We start from the raw sequence: 16,009 nt of genomic DNA, 5'->3' as shown, positions 1-16,009 counted from the left end.
TGACTAAGCTAGCAATAGCGTCAAAAACTAGGCGCCGAGATATTGTCGACAGAAGAATTTACATTGTCACGTTTCTGTCATTTTTTATTCGGCATTGGTTAAAACTACTTGGCTATCAGCTCTGGTTCAGATTTGCGACAGATTCAAGCTGCGCAGAGGTAATAAATTCACCAAATGTTTCACACCAAATAATAACGGTCGTGTAGTTGTCTAAAGGCAAATCTTGAGGAAGAGTGACCATAAAACGGTCAAATGTTTTCACGTCACCCACATTAATCATTTGCGGCTTCAATCGATTGAAGTCAGCTTCCGTTTCAACAAATTTCGGAGAGAGGTACACTTTATAATCTGGGCCCGGAGCAAGCTCACCTTCAAAAGCCAAGGTGTCTTCCGTTAGCCAGATATCTCCTTGCCCCCAATGCAAAAAGTCACTGTCGATGCGATCTCGTTCAAAGACTCCACGATAGAGAAGCCCCTCAGAAGAATGAGAGATCACTGAGACATCAGGAGAAGTGGGTTGTATAAGAATAGGCAGCGCGTAAATACCGGCGGCAAAACCAGCCAAAACACATAAAGTGTGGCTTACAAGCAACAAAATCCATTTCATAGTTATATACCTAGCTTTAGCTAATACGACGTCATCGATAAATTTAGTCTATAAAGTTCGCTAAATCAGGGTATTAACCAAAACTCAGAGATTTCCTATATATTTTTCAGGTGAAGGTCACAAATCTGATTATTATATTGCGCATCGTGATACTTAAATTGAATATTCATCATTTAAACAAACGCAACTAATGGAAATATAAATGAAAAAAATTGGTGTTATGGAAGAGTTGTTTTATTTCAATGAACGTAGATTTACCAGCATTTGAACAAGCAGAGGGATAGCCAGAAATGGAGTTGAATACGGAAGAAAGGTAAAAAGCCAGCCTTAGTACTTTCATCCTCGGCTGGCTTTATTGATTATTGTTTAGGTTGGATGGTTGGTTGCTCTATCAAACCTTCTTTGAATACGATGAAGGCTCGGCGGTTAAGGGCATTAGCCTCTTTGGAGCGCTTATTAATTGCCGGTTGTAGCTCACCAAACGATTTCACTTCCCATAAGAATTGCGATGGGTCGATTTTGGTTTTCAGATACTTCACCACTTCAGATGCCCGGCGCTGTGCTAACTTCTCGTTGTATGACAGCGAACCAATTTGGTCAGTATGACCCGCAACAAGAATACTGCCCTGCAAGCCTTGCAACTTATCTGTGAAGCTGTCTAATTTGGCTAAATCTTCCGGCTTCAGCTGTGACTTGTCGAAATCAAAGTGCGGTGTCATCGCCATGTAGATTTTGCGTTCCGGTTTTGGTGGCTCACAAAATGGCATTTCTTCATATTTTTGCGCTTCCTCGAACACCACAAAAGCACGGCGGTTTTCAGCACGATCCTCATCGGTTTTACCCAGCGCTAATGGTTGCGTTTCACCAAAATACTTCACTTCCCAGTCATAATGGTCTGGATTAAGTTTTTCTTTAAGGAAGCTCTCCACTGATTGAGCGCGGCGCAGTGACAAGGCTTCGTTGTATTCCAATGAGCCTTTGTAATCGGTATGACCAACAATGGTAATTCGACCGCTTAAGCCTTCGATTTCATGCACGAAGGCATTCAAACTCGTCGCATCTACGTCTCGAATGTTGTACTTATCAAAAGCAAAGTGCTCTGCCACAGCAATGTGAATTTCTCGCTCTGGCGCTAAACATTCGCTGATTAAGAATTTCGATACGTCCAAGTCGGTAAACTTGTCTCGGTTCTCTTGGCTTACGTACGTATCGGTGGCGCAACCAGCGACAAGCAGCGTGCCGACTACCCCACCAAGAAGACGAAGGGTTGTTTTCATAAATTCCTCTCACTCATTCACGGATGGGGTTATAACTTACCAACCAAGTTGATGAATACGCCTTGTGCGTCGTAGTCATCATCGTTGGTTAAGTCGCTATCAAAGGCAGAGAAGTTGTAACCAATACCGACTTTGAAGTTGTTACCAATGTGCTTATTCACTGACACCAAGGCACCATGTTCCAACTCATCATTTAAGGTATCCGTTTTCCAGTGGTATTCACCGGTGACGTCCCACTCTTTCATCACTCGATAAGAAGCACTTAAGCCATACAGGTCAATGTCGCTTTTGACGATTTCGTTCTTACCGGATTCACGCGCAAAGACTTCTTCTTTGTCTTTATGTGCGTATTTCGCGCCGACATCCCAGTTTTCATCGATGCTGTAAATCGCTTCGACTTCGATGATTTGGCTGGTTTCATCTTGGTAATCCACATCACGATCTAGTTGGTCATAATCCGCAATGTAGGTATAACGGCTCAATAAGTTCAGACGGTCGTTGTAGATTGGACGGTATGCTAAGCCACCTGTTGCCTCGACAAAGCGCGCCATGGTCTCACCTGTGGTTTGACTCTCAGTAATCGAGTAGTTGTACTTACCAAACAAGGTGTGCTCTTCCGTTAAGCGATGCGTGTAACTGTTGGTCGTCACGATCTGCTCCAGCTCTCGCTGTGCGACATCAGGATCGTCTTCGTTCTTGTCGACACGGTATTCCAGTTTGTGACTCAAGTTGATGTCATCCAAATCGATTGACGCATTCAAGCTGACAGATTGTCGTTCAGTGATTTGGTTTTCATCGTCTTCGATTTCACCTTGTTGATAACCAATGCCCATTTCGACATCGTCCGTCACGTCGTAACCAAATCCGTAGGAGTCGATACGGCCGTGGCCATCATTTTCATCGACAAATTGGTTCTCTTGGTAGAAATCCACACTTGAAGTCAGATCAGCACGTTGGCCGACAATCACGTTGTTTTCACCTTCGTAGTTATCATCTACGTAAGTGACATAAGTAGAGTGGTCGTCAGAGACATCATAGGTCACGGTCGCTTCGGCAATTTCACCACGGTCACCAGTGGTGTACTCACCGCCCAGTGATAAGTCTTCCAACACGCGGAACTCAGCCCCCACAGAAACGCTGTCATTATCGTCGTAGTCATCCGATTGGTTCATGGTGGTTTGGCCTTTGACATACACGCTGTTATCACTATCCCACATGTAATCCAAACGTAAACCCGCCAAGGTTGCATTACTTTGCTCATCGGCTTGGTTGAGCTCATCTACCTGTTGGCCTGCTGCCGATAGCTTGATGTGCTGAGTCAGTTTGAATTGGGTTTCTAGCTCAATGGTCTCAGAATCTGTTTTCAGATTGCCATCCATATCACGCTCTTCGTTGGCAGAAAAACGCGATAACACAGCAATACGGTCAGTGGCTTGCAGACGTAATTCCGCCCCATACGCTTCTTGCTCAAGGTCGTCGCTGCTGCTTGCATAGCTGTAACCGGCATCTTTGTCTTTGTACCAAAGTTTGACGTCATTACCGACCGCACCGAAGATGCTTGGAGCCAAGTCATACAAGTTCGCAACGGCTGTCACTTGAATGCTGTCACCTTCGCGGTCTTCTAGACTGTCACCAATCGGCGTAAAGGTTAAACCACCATCGTACGAGACAAAGTTCGACTCGGTTTGGCGACCTTCACTGTGAGCGAATTCCGCTTTGATGAACGTTCCTTCCGTTGCGCGAAGCGTTAAATCAGAGCCGTAAACTTGGTAGTTTTGGTTGTCTTTCTCTTCCGTCGCGTAGGTGACGCCAAGGCCAATGTAGTCATTCACCCAGCCTTTCACACGGCCGCCGTAAGACATCGCATCCAGTGAGTCAGAGCCTTGAGGGACGTATTCGTAGTCCACCACTAGATAGTTTTCGTAATCGTCGTTGCCTTCAATCACGCTGCCGAAGCTGTCAGACATGATGTTGTCTAGCGGCTTCGTCAGGATAATTCGACCTTGGTATGGGTCGAATTCATAGTCACGCCCCGGCTCTAGTGGCACTTCATTTTGCGTTAAGCCGCTTTCATCTACGACCCTAACGTAAACCTTGTCACTGCCTGGTACTGCTTCGCCGTGACGCAAGAAGTAAAGCGAGCCGCCAGTGCCAAGAAATTCATCGTGTGCATACAGAGAATCTGCTTCTGCTGCAAAGCCAACGATGTTTAATCGGTCTTCACCGTATTGAGTCGTATCGCGAGTGCGGTAGTCTGCTTTGAAGCCATATAAGCTGCGGTTGTAATCGCTGGTTTCTGTTCCTGTGACACCCGTGTTGTAGTTACCCCACAAGTACTGCGACTTGTCGTATTCTACATTTAGGTAGACTTTGCCCTTGGTATTGACCACTTTCTCGATGTTTGAGCTGTCGCCATAGTTGCCATAATACAACTCGTCATCGTCTTCCAGAATGTCAAACACGTCTGAATCTTCCGACGCAAACGGATGCTTAAACATGTCTTTCAGTTCACTTTCTTTGGTGTCAAAGTGGGTAGTAATACGCAGCTTGTCACCAAACTTACCTTGGCCAAAGTACGCCAAACGACCTTGGTTGTAGATGTCGTTTTGATATTGATCATCAACGCCAAGCGCTGCACTGTTGCCTGATACGTTGTTCTTACCGATGTACAAATCCGCCAAACCGGTTTGAGCATAGTAAGTGTCTGGGATACGCACGTAGAGTTGGTAACGGCGCTCATCGCCATTATCAAACACGACTTTGGTTGGAAATACGTACGCGTCGGTAGGTAGGTACTGCTCAGCGTATAAGTTGCCATCTTCAACGTCGAATTCGTCTTCACCAATGATGACTTTATCAACGCCTTTAAGGCCGGTACCAATAAACTTCGCCAGACCTGCGTCGGTCGGAATGTTGTGACGCATCAACTTAGCTTGGCCATAGCTGCGGCCTTTGCCTTCTTCGTCCTCGTTGTCGTTTCGGTCGATGTCCACTTCTGCATCCGGACGAATGAGATCCGTCACACCTACAGTAGTGACATCCATATTGCCGTCTTTGTCCCATGCTTTTAGTCGGAACAACAGCTGGCCACCAACGTAAAACTGGTAGTCTACATCTGTAGCACCGTCCCAGTTGATATCAAAATCGTTGGCCAACTTATCGCCTTCCAGCACGGCAATCGGCTCGGACAAACCAAAGTCACCCACACGGTAAACTTCAAGTTGGTATTTTTTGATGTAGTAGCTGTAGTTAGTGGTAATGGTAAAACCAACGCTATCGCGCAACGTACCTTCTTCCACCTCCAGCTCATCACTGACGCTCACATCCAGCACTGGGGCAAATCGCGTGATATCACGACTCGCCCAAATTGCGCCTTGGTCTAAATAAATACGCGATGCGTCGTCTTCTTGTTTTGGTGTTTCAATCTTGATGTCAGTGGTTTCTGACTCGAGTTTTTCTAGTTTGCTGGTATCGGCGGCCATGCCCATCATCGGCATGGCAGACATAACACAGGTAGCTAAACGAGACTTGCTAAATACTTTCATACAAATTCCAGATACGGCTCCAATCACTCACTACTCTTGCTCGGTGTCTTTCGCTTTGCGATGAACACTGAAGTTAAACTTCGTGAGCTTATTCGGGGTAATTCGCAACACTTTCGGGTTTTCGCTCACCACTTCCATAGAAGTCGGTAACGAGTCAGTGTCTAACTTCACAAGGAAGTTTTTCCCTTTCTTATTCAGCACCCATTGGTCGGGCACGTGGTAGCGTCCGTATTGGTCTGTATGAATGACGATGCCTTCCACCGTCATCAGCTTGACACCTGGTATCCCGTCTTCATAAACCCCTTTGTTCTCAATCACGATTTCCCACAAGTAGGCATCGCCATGTCGATAGAGGTTTCTTGTGACGTTAAGATTCTCTGCACTTAGGCCGTTCTTTTTGTCCGATTCATGAGCAAACTTGATTTGGCCTTGCGCATCAAATTCGATGCGTGAACCACCGTCCGATGTGACGGTAAAATCAAAACTCTCACGAGTACGTGTTTTGAATTGAATAGCGACAGATTTTGTTTCAGAGATGGTGCGGTTTATCGAGTGGCCCCAAAGGTCACCCAATTCAACACCTTCTTGCACGGCTGAAATCACTTGACCATTGTCTTGCTCATCCTCAACCGACAGCTCTTTCCCATCGCGGACGACGATTGTAGAGCCAGCGATGTAGTCCTGTGTAGGCAAGTTGGCAATCAATTCCACATCAAATGCCGTCGCGTCTGCTTGGAAACCGTCTTTGTTGTGGTCTTCAAACACCTTACCGATGATGGATGAGGTATCGAATACCTTGTCCGGCTCTACGGTTACTTTGGCACTGTCTTCGTTCGACACCGCAAGGCCATCGACTTTCGATACCGCGGTGTTGATGTAGTCACCAAACGTCGCGCCCACGGAAACTCGCAGTAGATAACGAATACGTAGCTTCTCGCCCGGGTCGAAGTTCAATGAGGTAAACAGCAGCTTGCCCGTGTCTGATGGTTCAATCGTCAACACTCGGTCGTCTTCATTACCAAACTCACCATCTGGACCACTCAACACCACTTCCGATGTATCAAGGATGTACTTGAAGCCGCCAGGGTAACGGTCTTCCACGGTGACGTTTTTGAAGTACGATTCGTTGTTGTTTTCTACAATGACTTCGTATTCCACGGCATCGCCCACCTGTGCGGTGTCTTGCAACGCCGCTTTTGTTAGCAGAAGTTCACCACTGTTATCTGGGATCTTCTTGATGTGCGTGGTCACGCTGTCACTGGTTTGTGTACCGTCGGTTTCTGTCGCAGTAAAGGTGTTGGTGATGTCGTCATCCAAGCCTTTACCTAGTGTGCCCACCACTTCAAAGGCAAACGCATTACGTTTTTTCGACTTAAGGTTGACCATCAAATCCAAATCTTCGCTTGCTGGGAAGGTATGGCGGTCAATCACGCTGCCGCTGTCGTCTACTTCGACACCTTCAATGGTCCAGTCGGTGAAGACTTTGTTGCCCGCTTCATTTTGCAGCTCACTGATTTCATCGGTTAGACGAACATTGGCTGCGTTACCATCACCTTGGTTCGTCACGGCCAAGTAGTAAGTCACGGAATCATCATCCGGTGTGTATTCCGGCTTATCAGAACGCTTCTCGACCACAAGCTCAGCAGGAACAGGCGGTAAATCCAATGCTGCGACTTGGTCTGCAGAGCCCTGCACTGAGGTTGGCGACGGCATCATGCCTTTTGAGCGCGCCATTGCAGCCGGATTCCACGTCAGATCTAAGTAGTAACCGAGCACATCAATGTTAGTCAGCATGTCTTCATTGACGGTCAACGTGAAGGTGTAATCAATCTTACCGCCCGGTGCGATATCAACGATGGTGAACAAATCTTTATCGTCTTCATAATCGCCCGGCTGAGTTTCAGCACCCTGCCAATCGGCCGTTAGCGTCCAATCATCAAAGGCTTTGTCACGAGAACCATCGATGTAATCACCCATGGATTCACTGAACTGGGTATAGATAGCAACGTTCTTCGCAATACCGCGTCCAATGTTTTCAATCACTAGGTGATATTCCACTTTTTCACCCGGCACGTAATGTGGTGCGTCGGTGTAAAGCTCAGCTTGCACAACCGCACTCACACTCTGAACAGGAGGGCTGATCACATCACCACCATCGACTTGCGCGGTGTTCACAATGGCCCCGGTCGCTGAATCCACAACTGTGCCTTTCGCGCGGAATACCACCTTACCTTTTGGTGCAATATCCACGCTGTATTCTGTTGAGCTGACCGATTCGACATTGCTGCCTATGGTTTGTGATTCAACCTCAAGCGATGTTGAACCATCAACAAACGCAGGGCCTGTCGTACCATCGTAATAACCAACTTGGATAGACGACATGTCATCCATCACGCTCAAATCAGTGATGTAGTTATTCGAGGTGTTCTCGATAGTGATCAAGAACTCTAACTCTTCACCAGGTTCGTATTCGGTTTGAACGTTTGTTTTGGTGGCAACAAAATCGGGATCCATCGGCAGCATAATCGCTGTTGAATCTTGAGAAACACCGTTGTAAGTGACGGTTGCAGTGTTGCTGATCTCACCAATCGCTGTGGTACGGATCAGCGCTTTCACACGGAAGGTCACGGTACTCTCAGGCGCAATATCCATGGTTGCATTAATATCGTCGCTCAGCTCAAACGTTTTTGGTGCCACAACCGTGCGTTCATCCGATGATTCGTACGTCACTTCCCACAACATAAACGCCGATTCTTTATTACCACTGGTGGTGTCAACATCAATGTCGCTGATGATGTCTTTCAGTTCAACACCAGAAGCAAACGCCAATGACGTGTTACTCACCGTAATGTCGTAGTTGATCAGCTTCGTCACTTCATAGGTTGGCGTGTCTACCGATTTGTCGATGGATACCGTCGCGAGGATCGGTGTACTGATTGCGCTTTTTTCTGTTGTATTCCCTTCAAACGTTGTACTCGCTGTATTGGTGATGTCACCCGTCGCATTGGCTACCGTTGTCGCTTGAATGGTATAAACGATCGTATCTTCAGGAGCGATATCCAGCGTCTCTTTCAGATCTTCACCTGTTGTTGGTGCTGGAACTGGTGTTTCACCCGTTGTTGAGACCGCTGAAATCTGAATTGAACTTGGGTCAAACGCTTTTCCTGTGGTACCGCCAGCAAGTGTCGTTTCAATCGACTTCAATGTGTCTTCAATCTCGACGGCTTCCGCCCAGCCTAAGCCGTTGTTCTTAACCGTCACGGTATAAGTCAGCGTATCACCCGGTAGGTATTCAAGCTTGTCGACTTCTTTCGCCAACGTGACTTGTGCGTCTTCAGGCAAATACGTCGCTTCCGCTGTGTAGTCTGTGCCATCACTGTCCACTTTAACTAGGTTAGTGATGTTGCCTTTGGCCTTGTCGTTGACGGTATTCGTTACAACGAAAGAGTAACTATCGCCAGGATGGATACTGTAAGTCGCACTATAACCCTGATCGGTATCGATCACGTTTTTACGAGCGTTCAGCAAAGGATCGCCACTACCACCCAGTACTTCATCACTGATCACCCATTTACCCGTAAAGGCTTGTGCTTTGTCGGTACTGTTCGCCACATCAGTCATAATGGTATCGATGCGATCCACCAGCACTTGGTCTACCAAGTAACCTTCACCGACGTTAGTTAACGTGATTTTGTACGCAACAGGCTGACCCGGTTGGTATTTCGCATCTGGCTCCGCAATCGGTGTCGTCTCTTTTGTCAGTTCCAATTGGCCCGGTTTTGGTGTGATGTAGCCTTGTGTTAGCTTCGCTCGTTTACTACCCAGACCATAAAGAAGGAAAGCGGTATTGGTAAAACGACCTACGGCATCATCACGAACTTTACCTCGTATGTGGATACGAATGACGGTGTATTTATCACCACCACCAGTACCTGCATCATCACGTCCTGCCATTTTTATTGAGCCCGCTGGAATATTGATATCCGGGTTGGTTACACCAACGAGCTTATCTAGCTCGGAGAAATCATTTGCCGCAGGATCTGAAGGTGCAGAATCAAACAACACTTCATAATCCAGAGTCCATTCTTCTAGAGCAGGCTTCATAGAGCCATCAACTGTTTCAACTTCAAAACTGTTAATGTCATCCAGCAGACCAAAAAAGCCGGTACTTACATCGTCATTGGTAATATCGATGTAGTAGTTAACTGTGCCCCCCGGTACATATTGAGGAGTATCGGTCCATTTATCGATTAAGTACTGAGATCGGCCAGCTTCCAGAACAATATCGTTCGTGTTGTCGCCATTGACTTGTGCAATATTGGTTATTGAACCTGTCGCAGAAGCAGCCACCGTCCCTTTCACATCAAAAACAATGTGTTCTCCAGGTCGAAGGTCTACTGTGGCATTCAATGGTACGTTACCGTTGTAGTTACCCTGGACGTCGTAGGTTCCCGCCGGCTCAACTGCGATCGACGTTGACCATTGCGTAAATGCTGCTGTGCCATCTGAAGTATTAATATTGTTGATGGCATCGATAACACGAACGTCATTAGCGATGCTGTCGCCCGTGTTTTCAAGGGTGACTTGATACTCAACATCACCGCGAGGAGCATAAGTACAGCCACTGCCATCACTAGAAGGAACCGAACAACTCGCGGAATCGCCATCGGTGTACTCTAGCGTCTTGAAGTAGTTGATTTCTGAAGGCTTAGGTGGAATAGGTTCCGACGAATCCGACTTACTATCAGCGGTCACTCGGTTCGCTTCAATCTCACCCAGCGCGTCGTCTCTCACTGTACCTGTCAGGTTAAAGGTCAACGCTTCGCCAGCTGCAATATCCACTTCGATATCGAGATTGCCGGCTACGCTGTAACCCGGAACATAGGTATCAATGTTCGCGTCGATTCCATTACTCACCGTATGGCTGATATCACCAGAGGCATACGCCGGTTTGGTTGTACCGCCAATAACTTCAACACCAATATCGGTCACCGTATCTTGAATACGCACATCGTTCGCCCACCCGTTTTCTGGGTTAGTAACGACGAACTCGTACTCCACTTCGTCACCCGGAATGTAAGTATCTCCTGAGGTGAAAGGCGTACCATTAATAGACACGACGCGTTTTTCCACATTGATGTTGTTCGCCAAAGGCAGCAATGTAGCCGTGCGGTTTTTGCCATCGTAGTTCGCGGTGTTTTGAATATCTCCCAACGCATCTTCACGGATGGTGCCATGGATGGTGAACGTCAATGATTCCTGAGGAGCGATAACAATGTCATTGTCGATATCAATACGAGAACCATCGACAAAACCAACTGCCTCGGTAATCGAGTCTGGTGCTGCATCTTTCGCCAAACTCACTTCCCAACCCGCATTAAATGGTTGGCCGACAGGATCGCCACCCGCCGTCGAATTATCTTCCGCAATACGGGTTTGAATCGCTGAGATGGTGTCTTTTATATGAGAGCCATACTCGGTGCCATAGCCGTTGTTTTTCAGCTGAATACGGTAGTAAACCTCACTCTCACCCGATGCTTGCGAGTAAGTCGTTTTCTCTGTACCGAATCCAGCATCAGAGAAGGCTTTCTTATTGAAGCTGATTTCCGGATCAGCCATTGACGCTGGAGGAGACACCGCAATTAGCTTGTTGCCATCATCTTCATCAATAAACGCTCGGTTAGTAAACGTACCTACCGCTTTTGGGTTGATCTTCGCAAGAATCACATAGCGGACATGAGGCGTAGTTAAGAAACCGCCGAAGTCTTTGGCTGCAATATCGACGTGAGTATTGATAGGATCTGTAATAGGTGTGCCTGTGACAATGGCACCATCTACATCTGGATCAGAGATACCAGAACGATCGGTATCTGTCGTAATCGTCCACTCAACAAATGTAGGGCCTCGACTACCGTCATAGTAGTCCGTCATAATTTCATCAATGTCATCACGTAGGCTCATATCATCGACATGAGCCTCGGCAATGTTTTCGATCAGAATTTCATACTCAACGTAACCACCTGGCATGTAGTGAGTTGCACCAGTTAGCTTGTTTCTATCTACATCATAGAAAGCTAGAATATTTTTCTCGTACTCAACTTTGTTTACAGTCTGCTTAATACTGTGAGCAATACTGTCGCCATCAACCTTTAACAAGTTGACGATTTCGCCTTGCGCTTTGTCATTAACAGTCGCAACCACTTCATATTCCAAGGTTGCCCCCATTGGAATATCAGCCAATACGTCTAGGTTACTGTCGCTGGAGGTATAAACATTGCCAGCACCTGCGCCTGCGTCGACGTACTCTTTATTGTCACCGGTCGCCTTTGAGGTAATGTCCCAAGTAACGTATGCATCACCTGTACTGCCATCAACGAGATCTACCGTGATATCCTCAAGATTATCGACAATAGGAATGTCATCGGCATTGGCTTTACCGTCATTCTCGATGATCAAACGATACGTAACCGTTTTACCCGGCTCGTAAACCGTTTCATCAGTGATTTTGTCAAAATTCAGGTGATAATCATTCGGAATAACAATGGTGTCACGATAGCTGATATCACCCACCGCATCGGGACGAATCATCCCTTTCACGGTGTACGTGACATCTTCTCCTTCATCGATATCAATCGTGGTCACAATGTCATTGTTGTCAGCGACCTTACCGTCTTTAGTACCATCTGTAGTGCCCGCATTCGCAAGATCACTTTTCTCTACACTTACGCTGAACTGATTAGTCTTTGTCGTCGGATCATAGAACGGGTTGCCCGTTGAGCCATCTTGCAATTGAACTGAAATACCATTAATCAATTCATTCACATCAACGTTATTACGGTAGCCTTTACCATCTTGTGAGGTGTACTTGAAGGTGTAGATCAGCTCATCACCAGGAGAGTAACGGTTGATGTTAGTGGTACGGAAAACATCACCATTGTTGTAAACCTGATGGTTTTCAGCAACGGCACGTTTGAAATACTCACAATCGGTCGTACAACCAGAATCTCGCATATCGAGCAGTAAAGCTTCATTTCGAATAACATTTAGATTGCCAGCTTCCACGCCATTAGAGACCGCATTATCTTTGACTAGAGCTTTGATCTTTATCGTCTTCAACTCAGTAGGAGCAAGAGATAAAGGAACTCTTACATCATTAGTCGATTCACTTCCATAACCGCTGCCAGTATCAACTAACCAGTGTTCAAAGGCTTGTTGAGTTGCAACATCTTCGACATAACCATCTTTGTCATTAGCAAGCGTTGTAAAAACCTTAGAGAGTTCATCTCTAAGCTCCACCTCTGCCACATTTTCTTCATCACTGTTCTTAACCAAAATCGTATATTCAAGGTACTCACCAGGCGTATAACGAACGACATCTGTCGTCTTTGTAATTGAGACATTGATATCAAACGCGCTGTCTTTATTGTCGATTTGAGCAGAAGAACTGTGGTCGCGGTCCGTCAATGGGTCATAAACATCAACACGGTTTGAAACTTGGTCGTGTGGATAATCATTTTTGACGATACCAGACACTTCATAATGCACCCACCCTCCCGGAGTGATATCAACGTCAGTATCGATGTTTTCGTTGTCTGAAACGTCACCGTAGCGTGAGCCTTGCTCATCGGTGTTTGTTGAACCTGTTATAGACCAGCTCGAGAAGAAGTTCAGCGCTTCGATGTCATCCTTAACGGTTGCATCATTGGCGTAACCCACTCCACGGTTGTAGATGTAGATGTCAAACGTTGCACGCTCACCAACAATAAAATCGGTGTTTTGAGCGGTTTTCGCCACAACAAGATTTGGCTCGTTTGGATGCGTCGAGACTGAATCCGCTAGATTGATGTTATCTTCTGCGTCAGTCGACTTGACGGTTGCTGTGTTAGAGAACGATCCCCACAGGATCTCAGAATCAACACTGCGATCAAGAGTACCAACAATGGTATATTTGATGGTTACACCCGGTGGGATTTGAGCAATAACATCAAGATCGTTGTTATCAGAAAAGTCTCCGGCGTCAGCGGCGACTTTTAACCAAGGCGAATCCGCCTCAATATCTGCTGAAATAGTCCACGAGGTAAAGACTTTCTTCATCGCACCAGCAGGCTCCAGCAGTTCTGCCTCTATTGCGCTGATGTCGTCTTTAATTTCGATATTGGAAGCAAAACCATTGCCTTCAGGGTTAGTCACACTGATGGTATAAGTCACTTCATTAGTCGTGTTGGTGTACCAGTTTTGTTCATCATTCCCATCTACGCGCTTATCCAACACTAGGTAGTAATCACGAGGGTAAGAGCCTCGATCCGAATAAAGCTTGCCATCCACTTCAACTTCGTTTCGGATTTCATCATCCGCAATTGGATTAACTACTGCAGCAATCGAATAAATGATGGTTTCTTTAGGGGCAACCGTCGCACTTACATCTAGGATGTTCTTATTGCTCTGATTACCTGCAATTTCGCCCGTAAAACCCGGCTTACTGTTTGTGGAAACATTGCCATCCTCATCGTAAGAGGTCGCCGTTACCACCCAACTTACGTAGGCTTTAGTTGATGTACCGTTGATAGAAGTAGTGGTTACAGAAGCCAGATCATCATAAACAGGTACATCGATCGCGTATCCTTCACCGCTGTTTTCTACTGTGATGGTGTAGTTTAGGGTGCTACCCGACGAGTAGTAGCGAGAGTCTACTTCTTTTTGAACTTTTAAGTTTGAGTTTGGCATTTGAACACCAGAACCAATTTCGCCTAGGTTATCCCCCAAACAAAGTCCCGCATCTGTGCCATCATCAACAATCTGACCTACACTGTCGTCCGCCACTCTTGCCGTCAACTTGTAACGAACATAACCTTCAGGAGCCAAATCGACTTTTAGGTCAATATCGTCGGTGGTCCAAGCGCCATAATCAAAAGAGCCGTAGTTAGAGCCTTCGCCACGGCTATCCGCGACTTCAAGTTTCCATTCAGAAAAAGCAGATCCAGACGAACCATCAACTTGCTCAGTGACGTTACACGCAAACTTATCTAACACGATGACATCATTGGCAAAGTATTTTGAATCCGCGTTCGAGATTTCGATGTCGTAAACCACTTCATTCTCACCAGAAACACCTGGCACATACGTCGTGTCTTTGGTTAGCTTGTTGCGTTTAATTTGGCTCGATGATGAATCGAGAACATCTTCCGTGTTTAGCGTATTTGCAAGCACGCCAGCTGAATCAGCGCCGCCTTCATCGTTAAGAACTTTCGCCTCCAACTGAGGGATCTTACCGATAGAAACGGGACTTGCATGCACCACAATGGAATAAACGATCTCTTCACCAGGGTAGATAGACACTTTATCGTCGAGTGATTTGTCGGTTTGCTTGCCCGATGCTTGTAGCTCAGAAAGGCTGTTCGAGCCAATCGATACTACTTCATTGGTCCAAGTCGAGTACGGGTTACCCGTTGTGTCGTCGGCATTTTTGTCGTTACTGATGTCGTTGCCTAGATCCGACTTCAACGAGTCCATCAACTGCTGAACAGTGTAGTTGTGAGCGATACCTGCACCAGAAGCGTTACGCACTGTGATGGTGTATGAGAAATCTTCGCTAACGAGATAATCGTCCGTTTTGTTTAGCGAGTGCGAGAGTGTAACATCAGCGTCTTTAGGCGGCGTTGTGATACCACCAGCTGATTGGTTGTCGTCACGTGTTTTTGCTTCAGCGCTGTCATTGATGATGTCGCCGACCAACGTTGAATCGATTTGACCTCGAATGGTATAAGTGACCGAACCACCAACTGCGATAGATACATCCTTCGCATCCAAGTTGCCGCTTGTTGAGAACGTCCCCGCATTACTCCCTGAAACCGAAGTAGAAGAACTGTTTGAGACAGACGTAAAGGCTGAAATCATTGCACCATTGATGTCTTCGGCCTCAATATCTGCCACAAGGTCGGTAACAGTCATACCTTGGATTTTTGCAGAGCCTGTATTTGATACTTTTAGGGTGTAAACCAGAGCTTGCCCTGTGCCATATTTATCAACCGACGCAGAAAGATCGATGCTGTGTTCATACACCACTCTCTGGTGGGTAGTTGTGTTTGAGTCTTCTCGTGAAAGCGCACCAGAGCGAACATTGGCAACGTTGCCAATATCGCCAGCTGCCTGCTCAGAAACGGTTGCTTTGATGGTGTAAGAAACCGTGCCGTTATTGCGAATTCGAACATCAGTGGCAGTTAGGTTGCCATTTCTGTCGTAGTCACCAGCAGAAGATAAAAAAGAAGCGGACGCGGAGATCTCTGCGCTTTCAAATGCATTCACTGAACCGCCGGAATCACCGGAAGTCATGATATTCATGATCTCATCATTGACCTCTAACCCGGAAAGTGTGGAACCAGAGGTGTTGGTTAAGGTCAATGTATATTCAATCTGACTGCCGTTATCGTATTGGCCACTTACCGGTGACAACTGGACATCAAGCCCAGCTATATCCGCTTTCGCAGGCATAGCAATCAATACCATTAGGAACGACAAAAACGTACCACCGAGGGTGCGAATCAAACGACTAAAATCTTTCGACATGTTTACTTCTACTATCC

General features: G+C 46.5%; 4 protein-coding genes. All 4 read right to left on the bottom strand.

Going from position 1 to position 16,009, the window contains the following annotated elements:
• Window positions 1–115: 115 nt before the first annotated feature.
• A complete protein-coding gene (locus VJL_RS20470; protein ID WP_038870374.1) occupies window positions 116–607 on the bottom strand; it encodes a DM13 domain-containing protein in 492 nt (163 codons plus the stop codon).
• A 359-nt stretch (window positions 608–966) separates the two neighbouring features.
• Window positions 967–1,884, bottom strand: coding sequence for an OmpA family protein (locus VJL_RS20465; protein WP_038881025.1), 918 nt, complete (start codon window positions 1,882–1,884; stop codon window positions 967–969).
• A 29-nt stretch (window positions 1,885–1,913) separates the two neighbouring features.
• Window positions 1,914–5,429 carry a TonB-dependent receptor gene (locus tag VJL_RS20460; RefSeq protein ID WP_038881022.1) on the bottom strand — a complete coding sequence of 1,172 codons (3,516 nt, stop codon included), beginning with the start codon at window positions 5,427–5,429 and terminating at the stop codon, window positions 1,914–1,916.
• Window positions 5,430–5,459: 30 nt separating this feature from the next.
• Window positions 5,460–15,932 carry a DUF11 domain-containing protein gene (locus tag VJL_RS20455; RefSeq protein ID WP_050568879.1) on the bottom strand — a complete coding sequence of 3,491 codons (10,473 nt, stop codon included), beginning with the start codon at window positions 15,930–15,932 and terminating at the stop codon, window positions 5,460–5,462.
• Window positions 15,933–16,009: the final 77 nt, after the last annotated feature.

This window comes from Vibrio jasicida CAIM 1864 = LMG 25398 (genome assembly GCF_000400365.1).
GTDB lineage: Bacteria > Pseudomonadota > Gammaproteobacteria > Enterobacterales > Vibrionaceae > Vibrio > Vibrio jasicida.
This window is presented reverse-complemented; position numbering and strand designations above follow the sequence as displayed.